Below are 20,684 nucleotides of genomic sequence, written 5' to 3'. Positions count from 1 at the left end.
TGTAGAGGTAGAGACGATTTGTTACAAGCATCTTAGAGTAAAGACATGTCGAAATAGGGGGGGATAATGTGGGAGCAAACGTTGGTATACCCAGCTCCGAGGATTTGTTTCTGCTTCATGAAGGATCCCTTTTCCACAGTTATCGTATCTTAGGGGCACATGTTAGCAAAGAAATAGGGCATGAAGGTGTTCGATTCGCCGTTTGGGCACCGCATGCGAGAACCGTGTTTGTACTTGGAGATTTCAATGATTGGCAATCCGGCGAGCATACGATGGAAAAGATTAGTTCATTAGGACTCTGGATGATTTTCATTCCAGAAGCACGTGAAGGCGACTATTACAAGTTCGAAATTCATAGTCAGACAGGGCAGATTTTGTTAAAAGCTGATCCCTATGCCTTCTATTCTGAATTAAGGCCCGGCACGGCTTCACGGGTTGTTGATTTAGAGGGATATGAGTGGCAGGATCAAGCCTGGCAGCAGCAGAAGAAAGAAATTCCCGCGTATAACAAGCCGCTCTCTATTTACGAAGTGCATTTAGGCACTTGGCGTAAAAAAGATCGCAAGAGCGAGGAGCTGTACACGTACGAACAATTAACGAGTGAATTAGTGGATTATGCGGTTGACATGGGTTACACGCACATTGAAGTCATGCCGCTGGCCGAGCATCCGTTTGATCGTTCATGGGGTTATCAAGCCACTGGCTACTTCTCTGTGACTAGTCGTCACGGTGCACCTAAGGATTTCATGCGTTTCGTAGATCGCTGTCATCAAAAGGGTATTGGGGTCATTATGGACTGGGTCCCAGGTCATTTCTGCAAGGACAGCCACGGACTCCGCCAGTTTGATGGCAAGCCATTGTATGAATACGAAGACCCTCGCAAAGCAGAGAAGCTGGAGTGGGGGACACTTACCTTCGATTTCGGCAGGCCGGAGGTTCAGAGTTTCTTAATCTCAAATGCCTTATTTTGGATGGACATGTATCATATGGATGGGATCAGAGTGGATGCTGTTGCTTCTATGCTGCACCTTAATTTCGGCAGATGGAATGAGGAGCCAATCCATAATCAACTCGGTGGCGATGAGAATTTGGAGGCCGTTGCGTTCATTCGCAAGCTGAATCAAGTTGTATTCTCCTATTATCCAGACGCGCTGATGATGGCGGAAGATTCGACGGATTGGCCGCTAGTTACGGCTCCTGTGCACGAAGGTGGACTTGGATTTAACTACAAGTGGAATATGGGCTGGATGAACGATATGCTAAAATATATGAAGCTGGATCCCATCCACCGGAGATATAATCACAAGTTAATTACCTTCTCATTCATGTACGCATGGAGTGAAAATTATGTACTTCCCTTGTCACATGATGAGGTCGTGCATGGAAAGCGTTCACTCCTGCATAAGATGCCAGGAGACTATTGGCAGAAGTTCGCTAATTTGCGTGTTTTATATGGCTACATGTCGGGGCATCCAGGCAAAAAACTGCTTTTCATGGGTAGTGAATTCGGTCAATTCGATGAATGGAAGGATCTCGAAGAGCTGGATTGGTTTCTATTAGACGGGTACGAGAAGCATGAGCAGATGCATCATTACGTGAAGTCGCTCAATCAGTTTTATTTGAACGAACCGGCCTTGTGGCAGCTGGATCATGATCCAGAAGGCTTTGCATGGATTAATCCCCATGACGAGAGCCAAAGTGTTGTCACTTATTTGCGAAAAGGGAAATCGCCGGAGGATGAACTTATTCTTGTGTGTAATTTCACACCTGTTGTTCATCCGGATTATCGGATCGGCGTTCCGAAATTAGGTCTCTACGAAGTTGTTTTTAATAGCGATGCTACAGAGTTTGGCGGTTCCGGACAAGGAAATACGCTGCCAATCACAAGCAAAGCAAGTCCCATGCATGGTATGCCATACAGTTTATCGTTATGTATTCCGCCGCTTGCGGCTGTCTATATCAAGTGTGTGAGTGAATTCCAATCAGAGATTGATGAAGGTGAAGGGGGAAATCAAATATGCGCAGTAAAGAATGTGTTGCTATGCTCCTCGCTGGAGGAGAAGGGCGAAGATTAGGCGTACTGACGAACAATTTAGCTAAGCCAGCTGTTCACTTTGGCGGCAAATATCGCATCATTGATTTTACTCTCAGCAATTGTACGAATTCAGGGATTGATACCGTAGGTGTTCTTACACAGTATCAGCCTCTTGTTCTCAATACGTACATTGGTATTGGAAGCTCTTGGGATCTTGACCGCAAGTATGGCGGTGTGACTGTATTGCCACCATTCATGGAGCAAAAAGGTGGAGATTGGTACAAAGGAACTGCAAACGCGATTTATCGCAACATCGGCTTTATCGAGCAGTATGATCCAGAATACGTCTTGGTCATCTCGGGTGACCATATTTATAAAATGGATTACGATCTCATGCTTTCTTATCACAAAGAGAAAAAAGCGGACGCAACGATCGCTGTTATCGAAGTGAAATGGGAAGAAACAAGCCGTTTCGGTATCATGAGCGTAAATGAGAAGCAGGAGATTACCGAATTCGCTGAAAAGCCGAAAGAAGCAAACTCTAACTTGGCTTCAATGGGTATTTACATTTTTAACTGGAAAGTATTGAAATCCTATTTACTTGAGGATGAAGCGAATACGGAGTCCAGTAAGGACTTTGGGAAAGATATCATTCCGATGATGCTAAAGGATGAAGCGAGAATGTTTGCTTATCCGTTCCAAGGCTATTGGAAAGACGTTGGAACCATTGATAGCCTTTGGGAAGCAAATATGGATCTTTTAGACGACAATAATGAATTAAACTTAAATGATAAAGATTGGCGTGTATATTCACAGAATCCGTACCAACCTGCTCAATACGTAGCACCTACGGCGAATATTAAACGTTCATTGGTCAATGAGGGTTGTGCGATTTTTGGAGATGTCGATCATTCTGTTCTCTTCTTCGGTGTCCAAGTTGGTGAAGGCAGCCAAATTAAAGATTCAGTCATTATGCCGAATGCCAAGATTGGTAATAACGTAACGATTATCAAAGCCATTATTGGTGAGAATACGGTCGTTGAAGATGGTGCGGTTGTCGATGGCAATGGTGAAATTGTACTTATTGGCGGTAACGAACGGGTAACAGGCTACGCTAATCAGAAGGGATGATGTCAGTTGAAACATGTGATGGGAGTCATTAATTTAGTCAATGAACCGGATGATTTGGAGGAACTGACTTATTTCCGCTGCCCGGCATCTGTGCCTTTTGGTGGTCGTTATCGGTTAATTGATTTTGCACTATCGAATATGGTGAATTCAGGGATTGACAATGTAGCTGTATTCACTCAACACAAATATCGTTCGCTCATGGATCATCTGGGATCTGGAAAAGAGTGGGATTTGGATCGTAAGCGTGGGGGACTTTTCGTCCTACCTTCCGTACTGGATGAACCGACGGGTATCTCGCGCGGTGATTTGTATCAGTTTTATAGCCATCGTGACTATTTCTACCGCGGTAAAGAAGAGTTCGTCATTATTTCCCGCAGCCACATGGTGTGCAATCTGGATCTACGCGACGCGGTACGTTACCACGAAGATATGCAAGCGGATATCACTGTGATTTATAAGCAAACCGATGAAGAGGTTCATGGGAAATTCCGCCGCATGGCTGTGAAGGACACTGGTCAAGTAACCTTAATGGAAGATCATACAGGTCGTTTGCGGACAAATAACATCTCCATGGAAATGTATATCATGAGCAAAGCGTTGCTCTTGGATATGGTGGAATCCTGTTTAGCGCAAGGATATGATCATTTGGTTCGTGATGGCATTATGAAAAATATTGATAAACTGAGCGTTTATGGCTACAAATTTGAAGGGCATCTGGGCATTGTGAATTCCATTCAAGGTTACTACAAGCACAGTATGCAGCTGCTGAATCCTGCGATTTGGCGCGAGCTGTTCTTCCAGAAGAATAATCTGATCTATACCAAGGTTAAGGATGAGCCGCCTGCCAAATATTTGGACTCCGCTTCCGCTAAGAACGCACTTATCGCAAATGGCTGCCAGATTGAAGGGAAAGTGGAGAACAGCATTCTGTTCCGCGGGGTGAAGATCCGCAAAGGCGCCTACGTGAAAAACAGTATCATCCTGCAAAACTGCGAGATTGAGGAAAACGTAATTATCGAGAATGCGATTCTGGATAAGGACGTCTTCATTAGCCGCGGCCGTGTATTAACTGGTGACAATAAAGCACCATTCATTGCAGCGAAAACCAAAGTGATCTAATCGCAAGTTCGTGTGTTGGATCAGGTTCTAGCAAAGTTGGAGGAGTGGCAAATTGAAAATACTGTTCGCGGCTTCGGAGGCCGTTCCTTTTATAAAGACAGGCGGTTTAGCGGATGTGATCGGCTCCTTGCCTAAGGAGCTGATGCGTCAAGGACTTGATGTGCGTGTTATTTTGCCGAAATACGGTGATATCCCGGCTAAGTTTAGAGATCTGATGACACATGTGACGTCATTTGATGTACAGTTGGGCTGGCGGAAACAATATATCGGTATTGATATGTTGGTGCATGAAGGGGTTACCTATTATTTCGTCGATAATGAGTTTTATTACAAGCGATCTGGTATATATGGCTTTGGGGATGAGGCGGAGCGATTTGGCTTCTTCTGTCGAGGTGTCATTGAGGCCCTTCCGTATCTGGACTTTCAACCGGACGTGATTCATTGTCATGATTGGCAAGCAGGTATGATTCCTGTGTTGTTGAAGGCTCATTATCAGCATTTGCCGTTCTTTAGCGAGATCAAGACGATGACGACTGTTCATAATTTGAAATATCAAGGCGTATTTGGCCAACAAGTGTTCAAGGATTTGTTCGGTTTGTCGGATGATCACTTCTCAGGAACCGCGCTAGAGCTTCACGGTGGCGCAAGCTTCCTGAAGGGTGGACTGTTGTATTCGGATCAGATAACAACAGTAAGTCAGACATATGCGGAGGAGATTCAAACACCGTATTACGGTGAATTCTTGGACAGCCTACTGCGCCACCGCAAAGATCAATTAACAGGCATCGTGAACGGGATTGATTACGATGTGTTCGACCCTATGACGGATAAGAATCTGGTTGTGAATTATCGGGATTCGTTACCAAAGAAAACGCAGAATAAGACGGCACTTCAGGAGCGTCTAGGACTTCCTGTGAACGGCGATATCCCAATGATTGTCCTTGTAACTCGTCTAGTACAACAGAAGGGTCTGGATCTGATTCAGCACGTGCTTCGTGAAATCCTAGCCTTAGACATACAGCTTGTTGTTCTTGGAACTGGTGAGCCTGTCTATGAGCAAATGTTTCGGAACGCTGCAATCACACATCCGACTAAAGTGTCGGCGCACATTTATTTTGATGAAGCGTTAGCACACCAGTTCTACGCTGCATCCGATTTCTTCTTAATGCCATCACAGTTCGAGCCATGTGGTATTGGGCAATTGATTGCGCTGCGCTATCGTTCTGTGCCGATCGTTCGTGAAACAGGCGGTCTGAAGGATACGGTGCAGCCGTATAATGAGTTTACAGGAGAGGGCACAGGTTTCTCCTTCACGCATTATAACGCGCATGATATGCTTCACATCATCAGGCGCGCGGTTTTCTTTTATAAGAATGATCGTGATAGTTGGATGAAGATTCAGAACAATATGAAAAAAGGTGACTTTAGCTGGCGCAAGTCTGCTCAGCAATATATCACCATTTACACGGAAATGACTTCTTAATTGACTGGAAGTAAGCCTCTTAATTCGAAAGAATTCAGAGGCTTTTTTCGTTATTTAGAAAATTCAGGTATAATAGATACAGATAAGTAAAGAGGGTTGGAGTGGTACAATGGGCATGGATTGGATTTCTCATATGTTGACCGTGTTGTTCGTCGTTAATATTTTATTGGCGCTCACGGTGGTATTCTTAGAAAGGCGCAATGTGGCAGCTACATGGTCTTGGTTAATGGTGCTGCTATTCATTCCTATTCTAGGCTTTCTATTATACGTGATGCTGGGTCAAAATTTGAGCCGCCGAAAGCTGTATAAATGGAATAAGCGCATGCAGGAACGGATGCAGACTGTGATTAGTGAGCAGCGGCAGCAGCTCATGGAAGGGACTTTTCCCTATATCGATCCGATGGTTATGGAGTATCGTTATTTAATTTATTTGAATGTTGCAACGAATGATTCATTTTTGTCGCAGGATAACGATGTACATATTTTCACAGATGGGGTCGAGAAGTTTAATGATTTGATTAGCCGAATTGAGGCAGCGGAGCACCATATCCACATGCAATATTATATTGTGAAAAATGATACCTTGGGTCAGCGGATTCTGGAAGTGCTCACACGCAAAGCGAAGCAAGGGGTGACTGTTCGTTTTTTATATGATGATATCGGCTCGCGTACGTTGAAAGATTCGTTTTTCAAGGATTTTCTACTGGCAGGTGGACACAAAGCGGCATTCTTTCCGTCAAGTATTCCTTTTCTTAATTATCGTGTTAACTATCGGAATCATCGCAAGCTCGTCATTATAGACGGGCAGATCGGCTACATTGGCGGATTTAATATTGGGAATGAGTACCTAGGCCTGAATCCGAAATTTGGTTACTGGCGGGATACACATCTTCGATTGTCGGGCAGTGTCGTGCGAGCGTTGCAATCACGGTTCATCCTGGATTGGAACCTTGCATCGGCAGAAACATTGGAAGTAGATATGACATATTTCCCAGCAGTTTTGGAGAATGCCAAACAAGGTCAGGTTCCCATGCAAATTGTCGCAAGTGGTCCGAATGAAACTTGGCCGCATTTTGTGTATACATTTCTTAAGCTGATTCATTTGGCCAAAAGCCGAATTTTGCTGCAAACACCTTATTTTATTCCCGAAGAAAGTATGTTGAATGCCTTGCGAATTGCCGCGCTATCGGGGATTGATGTTAGAATTATGATACCTGAGAAGGCTGATCATTTATTCGTTCATTGGGCTTCATTGTATTATGTGGGGGAACTGCTGCGTGCAGGTGTGAAATGCTATCTGTATGATTATGGCTTTCTGCATGCCAAAACCATTATCGTAGACGGTAAAGTGGCCTCAGTCGGTACTGCAAATTTCGATATTCGCAGCTTACGGCTTAATTTTGAGACGAATGCACTGATGTTTCATGAAGAGACAGCAACGAAGCTGGAAAACACCTTCTGGAAGGATATGGAGGGGTGTATGGAGCTGACGTTGGAGGAATATGAGAAGCGGTCGCTTCGCATCCGTTTCCTGGAGTCGATTTCGAAGTTGATATCACCCATCTTATAGTTCAAATAAAAAGGATTCCATAAACTCACTTGAACGAAGTGAGCGATGGAATCCTTTTTTCTCTAGAGAGAGCTATGTGTAATTTCTAGAAACTTTCACCACTATCAAGATTGAACTGCCATAGAATGCCGAACTTGTCCTCAACTTGGCCGTACAATTTGCTCCAGTCAGTTGCTTGAAGCTCCATGCCAATTTTTCCGCCTTCTTTTAGCTTATGGAAAGCATTTTTGATTTCGTCGGCGTTTGAGCTCACGTAGGAAAGACTGATGTTGTTACCTACAACGTAGGGCATACCTGGGAATACATCGGAGAACATAAGTGGGCTTCCGTTAATATCTAGACGAGTGTGCATAACGCCATTCTTGGCTTCTTCAGGAAGCGGATAGTCTGGGTGTGCTGGCATATCGCCAAATGTAATGATTTTCGGAGTGGGCAGATTAAATACTTCAGCATAGAAAGTCACAACTTCGCGAGTGTTTCCTTGGAAATTTAAATAAGCATTAATTGACATGACCATTCTCCTCTAATTGTGAAATTGGGACAACCTCCTATATTCTACCACTGGTTACATAGAAAATCCACCAGACCTAGAGGTTCAATAATAGGGACTGGATAATGACATTGCAGTTGGCGGTATGCCAAGGGAAATTTATAGGCAATGAGTATAATAATTAGAATGCCCAAATATTATTATCAGCTGTCATTATCATGACTAAAAAAGCGAACTTACAGGAGGAGAAGCCTTGCTACACAAGGACTTCTCTTTTTTAAATAAAGGATTGTTTGTCACAAGAATTGGTCATTGTCCGAAGAAGAGCGTTCCTAGTAGGATACATACATGGCAGGTAACTGTTGTGCTTGCATCCATTCGGGAAAACAGGAGGAATAATTATTGTTATGATCCGAATCAAAAAATGTTTAGCCATGTTTCTCAGCATCATCATAGCGCTCAGTTGTTTTGACTTCGTGCAGCCGATTGCTCTAGCTGCCGATACAAACAATATGATTCTGAAAGGAGGAGGTTTTGAGCCTGATGAAATCAATCCAGCCGACACGACTGATGTTTTTGTACAAGGTCGACCAATGACTGCTACGGTTGGGAAAGAGTGGAAGCTCGGAAAAAATCATGGCGCAGTTAACTTATCCTCAGCTACCTACGATACAACCCAGAAAACAGAAGGAACTCAGTCTCTTCGTGTACAGTACACACAATCCGTCGGCTATTTAGAGAAAATCACTGATTTGCCCGCGGTTGCAAATGGCAAGTACACCCTTTCAGTGGATGTCAAAACAGGAGCCAACACCTCATCTGTGCAATTGCGTACGGAGTTTGTAAAGAGTGATGGCACTTCAACAGGCAGCGCCAGTCCTGATCGCATTAATCATGCTACAATAACTGCTAATCAGGGTTGGAAGACATATACGGCAACCTTTACAGCGCCAAATAATAATGAAATCGCTGGAATTAAATTTATTTTTGTAACAAGTACGCGAACAACTACCCCGTGGAACACAGGCGAATTCTGGCTAGATAATCTCGTGATTAAACCTGTACCAACGGCTGTTGATAATGTGAACTTGGATGCGTCGACACTTACTATTCTGACAGGTACCGAGCATTTGTTGCATGCTACGATCTCTCCTGTTAGCGCTTCCAATAAAGCAGTCATATGGTCTAGCTCTGATCCTTCGATCATCTCAGTCGATAACAATGGTTTGGTAAAAGGTTTAGTCGATGGCACCGCGACAATTAAAGTAGCTTCCGTTGAAAATCCTGATAAGACAGCCACGTGTGTAGTTACGGCTAGCAGTCATGTAACGGGTCTTAGCCTTGACCAGACTGCAGTAACGATTGCGCAAGGCAAAAATGTTGTACTCCAAGCTAGTCGGACACCCATCAATGCAACGGATCCAATCCAATGGTCGTCATCCGACGAAAGCGTTGCGATAGTGAAAAATGGTGTAGTTTTTAGTAAAGGTACTGGTACCGTAACGATTACGGCGACTTCTGGTGGATATTCAGCCAATTGCCAGTTGACCGTTACGCCGTATTCGGAGGATGAATTTGACCGTATGCGTAAACGGTGGTCAGATTACATATTTTATACAGGCTATGACGTAACAGATCCAGAAATCAAAGCCATAATTGATGAAAGAGTGGCCAGAGGACAAATGTATTGGGAGAAAATGAACAAAAGTGCCAACACGGTCTCCCAGCTATGGACTGATGCGGATATTGGCAATCGCTCAAGAGAGTTCCAGATGTACTATAAATTTCTGTTAGACATGTCCGTGGCTTACGTTGCGGAAGGTTCACCATTCCAATACAATGCGGACTTGTATAGGGACATTATTTTTGGTTTGGAGTGGATGGACAGTACACTGTTCACGACGAGTCCCAAATGGGCGATATCCAACTGGTGGGAAAGAGATATCGGCATGCCTAAGGAAGTGAACAGCATTGTAACGCTGCTCTACGATTACCTGCCGCAAGCAACTATCAACAAGTATATGGCTAAGGTGAAAGTGTTCTCACCGAAAGCGGATACAGTTGTAACTGGAGGCAACGCTATTGCCGCTAATCGAGTAGACAAAAGTTTAATCGTTATGATGCATGGCGTATTAACCAAAGATTCTGCCCGAATCACGGAGGCCTCCAGCAAGCTGCTTAATTCGAGCAGTCAGGTTCTTGAACTAGTTACAACCGGCACTGGCATTTATTATGACGGCTCATTCATTGAGCATAGCAACATTCCATACACGAACAGCTATGGAACCGAAAGCCTTCGCGGCATCAGTGAAATTTTGTATGTGATTGGCGATTCAGCCTATGGGCCTAACGAGGCCGATGTTAGTCGCGTATATGATGCAGTTGATACCGCATACTTGCCTCAGATGTACAAGGGGATGCTGTTGTATTCAACCTGGGGACGGTCAGCATCAAGGCAAACCAAAGCTGTTGAAGGAACAAGCGCAAATTCACATGTCAAAGGGTTGATTATGCTTGCCCAATCGGTCAATGGTTCGCAAGCAACCCACTTTAAGGCAGCTGCAAAGTCACATTTACTTGCTAACCCGAAGCTTTTGGAAACGAGAAGCCTATTTGACAGACAGTTATTTAAAAGTGTGCTGCAGGATCAGTCTATCGCGCCGGAAGCAGAAGCAACAGGTGCTTACACCTTTAATCGGATGGCTCGTACAACCGTGAAGAGAGACGATTATTTGTTTGATGTGGCCATGTATAATTATCGGGTAGCGTCGTTTGAAGCGGGCAATCAGGAAAACAGACGAGGTGCGCATACGTCGGACGGTTTTACGTATTTGTACAATAATGACATTATGCAATTTGCGGAAAATTTCTGGGCTACCGTTGACTATAAGCGACTGCCAGGGACTACGGTTGATACCAAACCGATCGAGCAAATCGAGGTTCTAGGAACAAGCGGAACGAGTTCCTCAGTTAACCCCAATATCAGATGGGCAGGAGCTTCAAAGTTGGATGGGTATGCGGTGGCAGGTATGGCCTTGGATAAAACCGACCTCCAGGATAATATAAAAGGCACTAACGCGAAAGATATGGATTTGAAAGCTAAAAAATCATGGTTTATGTTTGACAATGAAATTGTCGCGCTAGGCGCGGGAATTACCAGTTCCAAAGGTCGTTCTGTAGAATCGATTATAGAGAACAGGAGGCTTAATTCCGCAGGCAGCAATACCTTTGTAGTTGATGGCGAGATCAAATCTTCTGCATTAGGCTATAGCGAAACTGTTGAAAATCCAAAATGGGCTTATCTTGAGGGAAGAGTCGAGGGTTCCGATATTGGTTATTACTTCCCAGATAGCTCCAATTTAAACGTATTAAGAGAATCACGTACAGAATCATGGAAGACAATAAACGATAACCCTTCTATGTTTTATGATGATACGCCTGTAACGGATAACTACTTGACCATGTATGTAGACCATGGAACGAACCCTAATGGCTCTTTCTATGAATATGCCATACTTCCCGGTATGAATTCCCAAGAGGTGGCGGCGTACGCGGAAGCCCCTGAATTTAAAGTGCTGTCCAATACGGCGGATTTGCAAGCGGTTAAGCACGACGCCTTGGGTATTACTGCGCTTAACAACTTTGCGCGGACGACAAAAAGTGCAGGCGGTGTTACTGTCAGCGATGAAGCGTCTGTTATTGTTCGGGAGTATGAGGACAACACAATGAAAATTGCCGTGATGAACCCAACAGTAAATGGCAACAAAGAACTAACTGTCACTGTTGACCGAAAGGCTCTGGGCGTTATCGCCAAAGACGATAACATTACTGTTGAGGAGACAGACCCGCAAATCGTAATTAAAATAAATCCGGAAATAAATGCAGCCCAGTTCCAAAACACTTGGACGATCCACTTGGCTATTGCACCCAAGCCAGTGGAATCAGTGGTCTTGGACACAACTGCCAAAGTAATGGGCGTTGGCGGGGCTGTGCAGTTGCAAGCCGAAGTGCTGCCTGTTGATGCTTCCGTCAAAACGCTGCAATGGTCGTCAGACAATGAAGGTGTGGCAACTGTCAATGAAGACGGGCTTGTTACGGCGGTGGGAATCGGTACGGCAGAGATTAGAGCAACTTCGACTGCTGACAACGCCAAATATGCTGTCCGTTCAATTACAGTAACGGATTTGACGACAGCTGTCATTCCTGAAAACGGCAAATTAACGGTAACCTTTGGCGAATTGCCTACGGATATTTTGAAAAGCTCTTTTAGCGGAACGTTTACAGTGACCAAAGATGGCGTTTCAACGGAATCGCCATTATCTCTTCAAACGATGGTCGTGAATGGAGATTCAACCATTACGTTTGGTATTGACAGTGTTCCAGCAGATTATATAAGCGATGCGGAGCTACTGGTACTAATAAAATATGTGTCAGGCGTGGAGAAAACGGCAAGTTTTACGGTAAACAGACTAATTCTTCCTGCAGCGCCTGCCATACAAACAAAAGCAGCTAGTAATGTGACAGAGACCACAGCGACGATCCAAACGGAAATCATTAGCGTCGGCAGTAATCCGCTTACGGTATATGGTGCCGTATATGGAACTGCTCAGAACCCAGATGGCAGTGAGGGGAACATTGCGATCAGCGGCGCAAACAGGCCACAGGTGTACTCATTTGACCTTGCGAACTTAACGCCTGACACGACGTACTATTTCCGAGCCTATGCCACTAACGTTGTGGGAACGACCTACGGAAGCAATATGGCGTTCAGGACAGTAGCGTTCGATATTACGGCACCTTCTGGGACGCTCAGCATTAACGGAGGAGCGGCTATAACGAATTCAACGTCGGTCACTTTGGCCGTATACAGCTTCGACGGAGCGGGTTCAGGAAGCGTACAGATGCGCTTCTCCAATGACCGTGCAATTTGGAGCAGCTGGGAGGCGGCTACTAGAACGAAAGCATGGGTACTTTCATCGGGAGATGGAGCAAAGACAGTATATATGGAGTTGAAGGATGCGGCAGGCAATGTAACGGCTGTTCCTCTCACAGCTTCTATTCAATTGCAAATACCTGTATCGGCCAGTGGCGATGATGATTCAGTGATAGGTCCCCAAACTGAAACTATCCATACTGGAGGCGGTACAAGCGATGACGGATCCGTCGTGTTAGCAGTCGTCATCTACCGTACGCCGGATACAAATGGACAGAAGCGCGATGAAGTCAATTTGACATCTGAACAAGTGGTTGAGACAATCGCTCAACTCGCAGCAACAGGCTCCAACTCGGCCAAAATCGTCATTCCGGATGAGAAGGACGAGGTTGCGGAATTGAATGTGAAGATCCCGAAAGCATCGACCGAGCAATTGGCCAACGCAAACGTAGGGCTCGAAATTGTTACGGATAACGCGCGAATAGATATTTCTGGCAGCTCGCTGCAAGGACTTAGCCATGATACTTACTTCCAAGTTGTACCGATCAAGAAGAAAGTAGAGCATGATGCAGTCGAACAGCGTGCAAAAACTGAGCAAGCCGTGCTCCAAATCGCAGAATTGGGAAGCGCCGAAGTGATCGGTCGTCCGATGACGATCGAAACGAATCTGCAGGGTCGCCTAGTAACGTTGACGTTGCCGCTCGGCGACGTAGCGCTTAGCGATGAGCAGAAGAACGATTTAGGTATTTACATTGAGCATAGTGACGGCACGAAAGAATTTGTCCGAGGAGAGATTGTAAAGTTCGACCAAAGCGGTGAACTCGGCATTCGCTTTGCAGTGAACAAATTTAGTACGTTTACGATTGTGCATATGAAGGGTTGGAAAGCTACGGCGGCAACGCCAGTCAAGCATTACAATGCATATATATCAGGTTATCCAGATGGCACATTTGGACCAGAACGAAGCATTACCCGAGCGGAGATGGCAACGATATTGACCCGTGCATTCGATATGGCTACAACTCAAGCAGGCATTGCCTACACGGACGTAGTATCGACACATTGGGCGAAGGAAGCGATTGATCACGTGGCAAAAATGGGATTGATGTCAGGCTACCCAGATGGCAGTTTCAAACCAGAACAAACGATCACGCGGGCGGAGATGGCGAGCATCACAGCCAAGCTGTTGACAGTGAAGATTGAGGCAGTCGGTGAAAGCTTCACTGACGTGGGTGATCATTGGGCGCAAGTGGCCATTCATCAAGGAAAGGCAACTGGAATTATCAGCGGTTATGCGGACGGTACTTTCCGTCCGGAGATGAGATTGACTCGTGCTGAAGCCGTAGTCATGATCAACAAACTACTCGGTCAAGAGCCATTATCTGGCACGAAAGCCATATGGTCTGATGTAACGGAGCAGTTCTGGGCGTTTAAAGAAATTCAAGCGGCTTCTGTACATTAGGCAATCTTATTCATCAAGCTGAATCCTCTTCTAGAAGGCTATTGCCGACTGGGAGAGGATTTTGTCGGTTCATTCTCAATGACTAATCCTCAGTCGACAACTGAATTCGTTGCAATCTAAAATAACATTTCAATAAAAATTAAAAAATGTTGACATTAAATTTCAACTCACATATAATTTGACTATACTGATACTAACTACTTGGAGTGATCCTATTATGCCTTATATCATTGGGATTGATGGGGGCGGAACGAAAACGACATGTGCCTTCCAGCGAGTAGAGAATTATAATCATCTAATGAGATGTCAAAGCGTTGTTGTCGGGGATGGTACGAACGTACTAACTGTTGGTGTGGAGACAATGAAAAAAAGGCTTCATTATCTCATAAATGAGGGTCTGAAGGTTTATGACATCCAGCCCAGTGAAGTTATTGGGATTTGTGCAGGCATTGCCGGTACGCGTTTAGAAAAGGATAGACTATCCGTTGTACAAGAGCTGAAATATATTGCCAAGGAATTACATCTACATGAGGGTATTGACATCACCGTAAAAAGTGATTTATTTATCGCCCTTCGCGGGGCGATGCATCCTGAGAATCAAGAAGGTATACTCGTTATCTCGGGAACAGGATCTAACGCGATTGGGTTGTCACGAACTGGTAAATTAGCTTTTAATGGGGGATGGGGGCACATTTTAGGTGATGAAGGAAGCGGTTATTCGATTGGACTCCAAGCGCTTAGTGCTGTCTGTAAAGCCTATGATCGTAGGGAATCTCCTACACAATTAACCGGGATGATTTTAGCAAGATTACAGCTAGCAACTGAACATGACCTCATTCAGTATATCTATCGTGATGTTCCGAACAAACAGGTGATTGCTAGCTTAGCTAGACTGGTCATTGAATCGTCCAGAGAATTTGACCCGGTAGCCGTGAATATCTTGAAAGAAGCAGGTAATGAGCTTGTTGGCTTGGTACGCGGGTTACGAAGAAAATCAGACGCCTTCCATGAATCAACGCCGGTCACGGTTGCAGGATCAATCTTCATGTACTCGGATATTGTTAGGAACCAGTTCATGGAGGGTTTGAAGGAACATAAGCTGGGCTGCTATCAACCTGCGTTCGCAGATCCTGTGGATGGCGCTGTAATCGTAGCCATGGAAGCCATTGCTAAACAGCACCTATAAGGGGGGAAGTTTATGGCAAACCACCTTGCCGAATCATTGACAGGCGGTTTGATAATGCTGAAAGAAATTGCGGAGCAATTACCGCTTTCGGAGCGCAAAATAGCCCTTTATATCATAGAGAATCCCCAAGAGGCAATACGCAGCACGGCCAATGAGTTGGGTGAATTAAGCGCTACAAGTGCATCAGCGGTTATCCGGTTATGCAAGTCGTTGGGACTCAGTGGATTTCAGGAGTTAAAGCTACGAATAGCTGGGGATATACGCAATACATCAGAGACAGATTTTACAGACTTTATTTCCCACGAAACACAGCAATCTATCGTACAAAAAATGACAAACAACAGTATACGCTCCTTGCAAGAAACCGCCGAGATTATGAATTATGATGCGTTGGTACGAGCAGCCGAAGTATTAAAGCATGCAGAAAAAATTCACTTCTATGGCATAGGGGCATCTGGAGTCATTGCGCAAGATGCACATATGAAATTCGTACGTATTAATCCATTCACCACATCCAGCTCAGATTATCATTTAACTGCCATGCTGGTAGCACAAACAAGACCGAAAGACGTAGTAATCGGCATCTCATTTTCGGGAGAAACGTTCGAGGTAAGCAAGGTATTGGGATTAGCTAAGCAAAAAGGTGCGACAACCATCAGCCTAACCAGTTTCGGGTTATCACCGATTAGTGAAATGGCGGATATTAATTTGTATGTGTCGCCCAAGCAAGAAGAGGTTTTTCGCAGCGCTGCAACATCATCGCGACTTGCTCAATTGCATGTGATTGACATTTTATTCATCTCTGTACTTACTGCTGATTATGATACATCAATTGAATTGCTGGACGAGGTTCGACTAGGCATACAATTTGTTAAACAGCTCTCCAAAAAGTAAAAGAATACAAAAAGAAGGCTTTTCAAGCTTCTTTTTATATATAATCCTTAGTATTTTCATGCGAATACTTAGGATGTTAACTTACAGCTGAGATTCTTTCGCACAATGATATCATCCATTCTATTAAAAAAGGGGATCAATGGTATGAAAATGAAGTCAATTAGTGCAAGTCTTATGGGTGTTATGGTAACTGCAGGATTAGTAACTGGGTGCGGTACGGCAGAACCGAAAAAAGAGGCAAGTCCAGCTGTATCCTCTGTGAAACCGGCCGAAACGGCCAGCGCGAAAGAATTGACAGGTGAGTTTGAAATTCAATACTTTGTCGGTGGCTATGGTGATGCTTGGTGGAAACAATCCCTTGATGAATTTCAGAAACTGAATCCGAAGCTGAAGATTACGCAAACAGCTGGGCCAACGATTAATGAACAGATGAAACCACGTTGGATTCAAGGCAACCCGCCAGACTTGGTATTTATCAACGGAGCAGGCTCCAATGCAAGACAGATGTTCCTTGATAATCAATTGATGGATTTAACCGATTGGCTCAAGGATGCGAAGAACGCTGATGGCGAGAAAATCACAGATGTTCTGTTCAGTAAACCGGAAGAATACCAACCAGGCAAAGCCTTTACCTTGCCGATTGTATTCGGATCCTACGGAACTTTCTATGACAAGGCCGAATTGCGCAAAAACGGCTGGAATGAGCCGAAAGATTGGACTAGCTTCCTAGATACTTTGCAGAAGATTAAAGATTCGGGCAAAATGTCACCGTATATCCATACTGGGGTGTATCCACAGTATATTATTGGTGGTTTGCTAAATTCAGCGATTGTTGCAGCGAATGGAAGCGACCCGTCCATCATTAACAAGATTAACTCGCTTGAAGCGGGTGTATTCAAAAGTGCACCTGTGATGAAAGCTCTCGATAAACTGATTGAGCTTAATACAAAAGGCTTTATCGAAGGTAGTGCAGCAGCGCTTAATCATACGGATTCGCAAATGCAATTCCTACAACATAAAGCAGCTTTTATCCCGAATGGTCTATGGCTTGAAAATGAAATGAAGAAAGATATCCCAGCTGGTTTTGAATTCGGCTTCATCCCTTCTGTGGTTCAAGATAAAGGTGGAAAAGCTATTATTATTCCTTCTACAGCAACGATGGGTATCGCGAAAAAGGCGAAAAACCCAGATGCGGCAAAAGCGTATTTGCAGTATGTATTCACGAAGAAGCAAGCCGTTGCATGGGCTGAATTGACAGGCTCCGTGCTCAATGTGAAGGCGGATTTGAACAAATCAGATAAAGTAAGTTCACTTGTGAAGCAAGCTAGCGCGTACTTCTCTGCGTCAGATGTTATCATTGCACCGGTTCCTGTTCTTGCAGAAGAACTGTTCAAGATCGAAAAAGATGCTACGTTAGCTTTAGTAACCGGCAAAATTACGAAAGACGAGTGGGCAACACGTCTAGAAGAAGGCGCAGCGAAACAACGTGATAAAGCGAAGTAAACTTTGAGAAGCCGAGAAGGGATGGATACTTCACTTCATTAACCTGAGAGAAGTATCTATCCTGCTTTTGGAATGACAACCTGATTGGAGGCATGGCGCAATGAAATTGAGATCTAACCTACAGCGGAAACTATTTGTCGCATCATTCATTTTGCCAACACTGATCCTGTATTGTATCTTTCTCGTGTACCCGATGATGAAGGGAATTTATTTGAGCCTCTTTGATTGGTCGGGCGGTTCAGAGACGTACAATTTTATCGGATTTGATAATTATAAAAATATGTTTCACGACGAGGTCATTCCGAAAGCGATTCGGAACGATTATATTCTAGTCTTTGGCAAAGTGATTGGTTTTATGATTCCCTCCTTACTGCTGGCGGTTGCACTCACGCGATTCAAAATCAAAGGCGCTGGCTTCTACCGTTCTGTTTTTTTCATCCCGAATGTCATTTCGGTCGTTATTGTAGGTGTTCTGTGGCGGTTTATTTATAATCCAAATATCGGATTTGTGAATTCCTTCATTTCGAGTGTTACTGGGAAATCCTTCGAGTTTGCCTGGTTGGGTGGAAAATGGTCGATCTTCGCTTTATTGCCAACATCCATTTGGGCGGGTATCGGTTTTACGATTATTTTGCTTATCGCAGGCATACTCAGCATTCCTGAATCCTTATATGAATCGGCGAACATTGATGGAGCTGAGCATTGGCAGCAATTTTGGAAAATTACACTCCCCCTCGCTTGGGAACAAGTCCAAACTTCCGTAATCTGGATTGTCACGACAACGCTCAGTGGTTCCTTCGTCATTGTCAGTATTATGACCTTTGAAGGCGGTGTGGATAATGCAACGCAAGTCATGAGTTCCTATTTATATGCGCAAGCTTTTCATTACGGTAATTTCAGTTACGGAGCAGCTATCGGGGTATTAATACTTGTCATTGCTTTAATTACAACCATCACGCTCCAGCGTCTGATGAAGAGAGAAACCATCGAATTGACATAAGATGAGCAGGAGTTGAACGGTAGATGAGACAAACTAGACTACAGACCTGGAGTATGACAGTCATTCTCGGCTTTTGGTCCCTATGCGTGATGTATCCGTTATTTTGGACGGTTATTGCTTCGTTAAAGGATAATAAACAGTTCCTGTTAGGTCATCCCTGGGCGCTGCCGAATTTCCCTTTACTTTGGGAGAATTATTCTTATGTATGGCAAAAGTATAAATTCGGCAATTATTTCATCAATTCCATTAGTGTAACAACCGTCAGCACTACTGCTGGTGTGTTATTGTCAGCGACAACAGCCTATGCCATTGCGAGATTTGCTTTTCGCGGGAGTAACCTGCTCTTTCTTTCCTACTTGGCGTATAAAATGATTCCAGCATTTCTAGGCATTATTCCGCTCTTTTTCCTTATGAATGATCTTCATTTGACCAATACGCTCAGCGGGCTAATGTTGATATATGCGATAACCGCCGTGCCATTCGGTGTGTTCATGCTGGTAGGCTTCTTCAAAACGCTGCCCAAAGAGCTGGAAGAAGCGGCGGCTATCGATGGTGCCAACCATTATGGCACATTCTTCCGTGTCATGCTTCCGTTAGCAAAGCCTGGCCTCGTGTCACTGGCTATTGTGACGGTGCTGAATATTTGGAATGAATACATTATGGCATTGGTTTTCATTAGTACACCTGGGAAATATACCCTGCCTGTTGGGATTGCCGTTATGCAGGCCGAGATGCAGTATCGGACCGAATGGGGGCCATTGTTCGCAGCGTTAACCATCGCCATGGTACCTGTGCTGCTGTTCTATTTTATCTTCCAAAGACAGATTACAGGCGGCATGACCGCAGGTGCAGTGAAATAAATCCGGATGAAGGGAGTTTACGAAAACACCATGAACCATAAATTAACGACGGAACAACGAAATGAGCGAAGTGAACAATTAGATCAACTAAGTGCACTCGAGATTATTACTTTGATGAATGAGGAAGATCAGAACGTGCCTTTAGCAGTTAAACAGGCTCTCCCTCAAATTGAACGCGCTATTGAGGCTATCGTTAAAAAGATGGCAAACGGTGGCCGATTATTTTATATCGGAGCTGGAACGAGTGGAAGGCTAGGGATCTTGGATGCAGCGGAATGCCCACCTACATTTGGCACGGACAAAGAGCTTGTGACAGCGATTATTGCTGGTGGATCTCAAGCTATATTTGAAGCGGTAGAGGATGCCGAGGATAATGGGGAAGTAGGAAGAGATGAAGTACGAACACGTTTACATACCGGGGATGTCTTGGTTGGGATAGCAGCAAGCGGCAGAACTCCATATGTACTTGGGGCTGTACAAGAGGCTAAGAAGCTCGGGATATTGACCGTTGGACTTTCGTGCAATACAGCTACGCCTTTAAGTCAATGGGTTGACTATGCCATTGAAGTGAGCGTTGGCCCAGAAGTCGTGACGGGCTCCACTCGCTTAAAAGCGGCAACTGCTCAAAAGCTAGTGTTGAATATGATTTCAACGGCTACGATGATTCGTCTAGGCAAAATATATAAGAATCTGATGATCAACGTGCAGGCGACTAACGACAAGCTTCGTCATCGTGTTATTGATATCGTCATGGAAGCGACGCCGACGACTGAAGAAGAGGCTCGCCGTTATTGCGATTTAGCTAAAGGCGATGCGCGAGTGGCAATCCTCATGCTGCAATGCAAAGTTGACTATTCGACAGTGGTGCAAGCTTTGCATAAGTCTGGTGGACATTTTGGGAGAGCAAGAGGCCAATTGATGGTTCAAGGAAAGTGAAATATTTCATGGAAATATCTTCCGATTGGCAGCTCTTTGTGTACGCCTTGCATTGGCAATATCTCTAAAGATCAGGTCCCGT

13 protein-coding genes are annotated in these 20,684 nt (G+C 44.5%); 12 read left to right on the top strand and 1 reads right to left on the bottom strand.

All coding sequences use genetic code 11. The features are described from left to right. Positions 1 to 68 precede the first annotated feature (68 nt). From glgB to cls, 5 genes are all read left to right on the top strand, one after another. Positions 69 to 2,075: a 1,4-alpha-glucan branching protein GlgB gene (gene glgB / locus ACSQ8O_RS29090; protein ID WP_436244529.1), complete on the top strand. Its 2,007-nt coding sequence runs from the start codon at positions 69 to 71 to the stop codon at positions 2,073 to 2,075. After that, on the top strand, positions 2,018 to 3,166 hold the full coding sequence (locus tag ACSQ8O_RS29085; RefSeq protein WP_436244528.1) for a glucose-1-phosphate adenylyltransferase: 1,149 nt from the start codon (positions 2,018 to 2,020) through the stop codon (positions 3,164 to 3,166). The genes glgB and ACSQ8O_RS29085 overlap by 58 nt, the downstream gene beginning before the upstream one ends. 6 nt (positions 3,167 to 3,172) lie before the next feature. Continuing rightward, complete coding sequence (gene glgD, locus ACSQ8O_RS29080) at positions 3,173 to 4,285, top strand: glucose-1-phosphate adenylyltransferase subunit GlgD (RefSeq protein WP_236285172.1); 1,113 nt, start codon at positions 3,173 to 3,175, stop codon at positions 4,283 to 4,285. Between the two features lie 52 nt (positions 4,286 to 4,337). After that, positions 4,338 to 5,768 carry a glycogen synthase GlgA gene (gene glgA / locus ACSQ8O_RS29075; protein ID WP_436244527.1) on the top strand — a complete coding sequence of 477 codons (1,431 nt, stop codon included), beginning with the start codon at positions 4,338 to 4,340 and terminating at the stop codon, positions 5,766 to 5,768. Positions 5,769 to 5,877: 109 nt separating this feature from the next. Next, positions 5,878 to 7,338: a cardiolipin synthase gene (gene cls, locus ACSQ8O_RS29070; protein WP_327205115.1), complete on the top strand. Its 1,461-nt coding sequence runs from the start codon at positions 5,878 to 5,880 to the stop codon at positions 7,336 to 7,338. An 85-nt stretch (positions 7,339 to 7,423) separates the two neighbouring features. On the opposite strand, the gene ACSQ8O_RS29065 is transcribed toward cls, so the two are convergent. Continuing rightward, positions 7,424 to 7,849, bottom strand: a complete 426-nt coding sequence (locus ACSQ8O_RS29065; RefSeq protein WP_436244526.1) for a VOC family protein — start codon at positions 7,847 to 7,849, stop codon at positions 7,424 to 7,426. A 386-nt stretch (positions 7,850 to 8,235) separates the two neighbouring features. Between ACSQ8O_RS29065 and ACSQ8O_RS29060 the strand changes: the two genes are divergently transcribed. From ACSQ8O_RS29060 to murQ, 7 genes are all read left to right on the top strand, one after another. Continuing rightward, entirely contained in the window at positions 8,236 to 14,223 is a 5,988-nt protein-coding gene (locus ACSQ8O_RS29060) for a polysaccharide lyase family 8 super-sandwich domain-containing protein (RefSeq protein ID WP_436244525.1), read from the top strand. Between the two features lie 217 nt (positions 14,224 to 14,440). Then, positions 14,441 to 15,409 carry an N-acetylglucosamine kinase gene (locus ACSQ8O_RS29055; protein ID WP_436244524.1) on the top strand — a complete coding sequence of 323 codons (969 nt, stop codon included), beginning with the start codon at positions 14,441 to 14,443 and terminating at the stop codon, positions 15,407 to 15,409. 12 nt (positions 15,410 to 15,421) lie between these two features. Beyond that, positions 15,422 to 16,303, top strand: coding sequence for a MurR/RpiR family transcriptional regulator (locus ACSQ8O_RS29050; protein ID WP_436244523.1), 882 nt, complete (start codon positions 15,422 to 15,424; stop codon positions 16,301 to 16,303). 144 nt (positions 16,304 to 16,447) lie between these two features. Further along, the gene (locus ACSQ8O_RS29045; protein ID WP_436244522.1) at positions 16,448 to 17,806 is read left to right on the top strand and encodes an extracellular solute-binding protein; all 1,359 of its coding nucleotides are present in this window, start codon (positions 16,448 to 16,450) and stop codon (positions 17,804 to 17,806) included. A gap of 100 nt (positions 17,807 to 17,906) precedes the next feature. Next, positions 17,907 to 18,806 (top strand): carbohydrate ABC transporter permease, encoded by a 900-nt coding sequence (locus tag ACSQ8O_RS29040; protein ID WP_436244521.1) that lies wholly within the window; start codon positions 17,907 to 17,909, stop codon positions 18,804 to 18,806. Between the two features lie 23 nt (positions 18,807 to 18,829). Continuing rightward, positions 18,830 to 19,666 carry a carbohydrate ABC transporter permease gene (locus ACSQ8O_RS29035; RefSeq protein ID WP_436244520.1) on the top strand — a complete coding sequence of 279 codons (837 nt, stop codon included), beginning with the start codon at positions 18,830 to 18,832 and terminating at the stop codon, positions 19,664 to 19,666. A 30-nt stretch (positions 19,667 to 19,696) separates the two neighbouring features. Next, entirely contained in the window at positions 19,697 to 20,602 is a 906-nt protein-coding gene (murQ, locus tag ACSQ8O_RS29030) for an N-acetylmuramic acid 6-phosphate etherase (protein WP_436244519.1), read from the top strand. Positions 20,603 to 20,684 lie beyond the last annotated feature (82 nt).

The sequence above is a fragment of the Paenibacillus sp. LjRoot56 genome, from assembly GCF_964253335.1.
In the GTDB taxonomy this organism is placed as follows: Bacteria; Bacillota; Bacilli; order Paenibacillales; family NBRC-103111; genus Paenibacillus_E; species Paenibacillus_E allorhizoplanae.
Note: the sequence above shows the minus strand (reverse complement) of the source record. Positions and strands in the feature narration are given on the sequence as shown.

Excerpts from the sequence above, each read along its gene's own strand:
- ACSQ8O_RS29085 (WP_436244528.1), top strand. The coding sequence starts at position 2,018 with ATGCGCAGTAAAGAATGTGTTGCTATGCTCCTCGCTGGAGGAGAAGGG.
- cls (WP_327205115.1), top strand. The coding sequence starts at position 5,878 with ATGGGCATGGATTGGATTTCTCATATGTTGACCGTGTTGTTCGTCGTT.
- ACSQ8O_RS29065 (WP_436244526.1), bottom strand. The coding sequence starts at position 7,849 with ATGTCAATTAATGCTTATTTAAATTTCCAAGGAAACACTCGCGAAGTT.
- ACSQ8O_RS29060 (WP_436244525.1), top strand. The coding sequence starts at position 8,236 with ATGATCCGAATCAAAAAATGTTTAGCCATGTTTCTCAGCATCATCATA.
- ACSQ8O_RS29055 (WP_436244524.1), top strand. The coding sequence starts at position 14,441 with ATGCCTTATATCATTGGGATTGATGGGGGCGGAACGAAAACGACATGT.
- ACSQ8O_RS29050 (WP_436244523.1), top strand. The coding sequence starts at position 15,422 with ATGGCAAACCACCTTGCCGAATCATTGACAGGCGGTTTGATAATGCTG.
- ACSQ8O_RS29045 (WP_436244522.1), top strand. The coding sequence starts at position 16,448 with ATGAAAATGAAGTCAATTAGTGCAAGTCTTATGGGTGTTATGGTAACT.
- ACSQ8O_RS29040 (WP_436244521.1), top strand. The coding sequence starts at position 17,907 with ATGAAATTGAGATCTAACCTACAGCGGAAACTATTTGTCGCATCATTC.
- ACSQ8O_RS29035 (WP_436244520.1), top strand. The coding sequence starts at position 18,830 with ATGAGACAAACTAGACTACAGACCTGGAGTATGACAGTCATTCTCGGC.
- murQ (WP_436244519.1), top strand. The coding sequence starts at position 19,697 with ATGAACCATAAATTAACGACGGAACAACGAAATGAGCGAAGTGAACAA.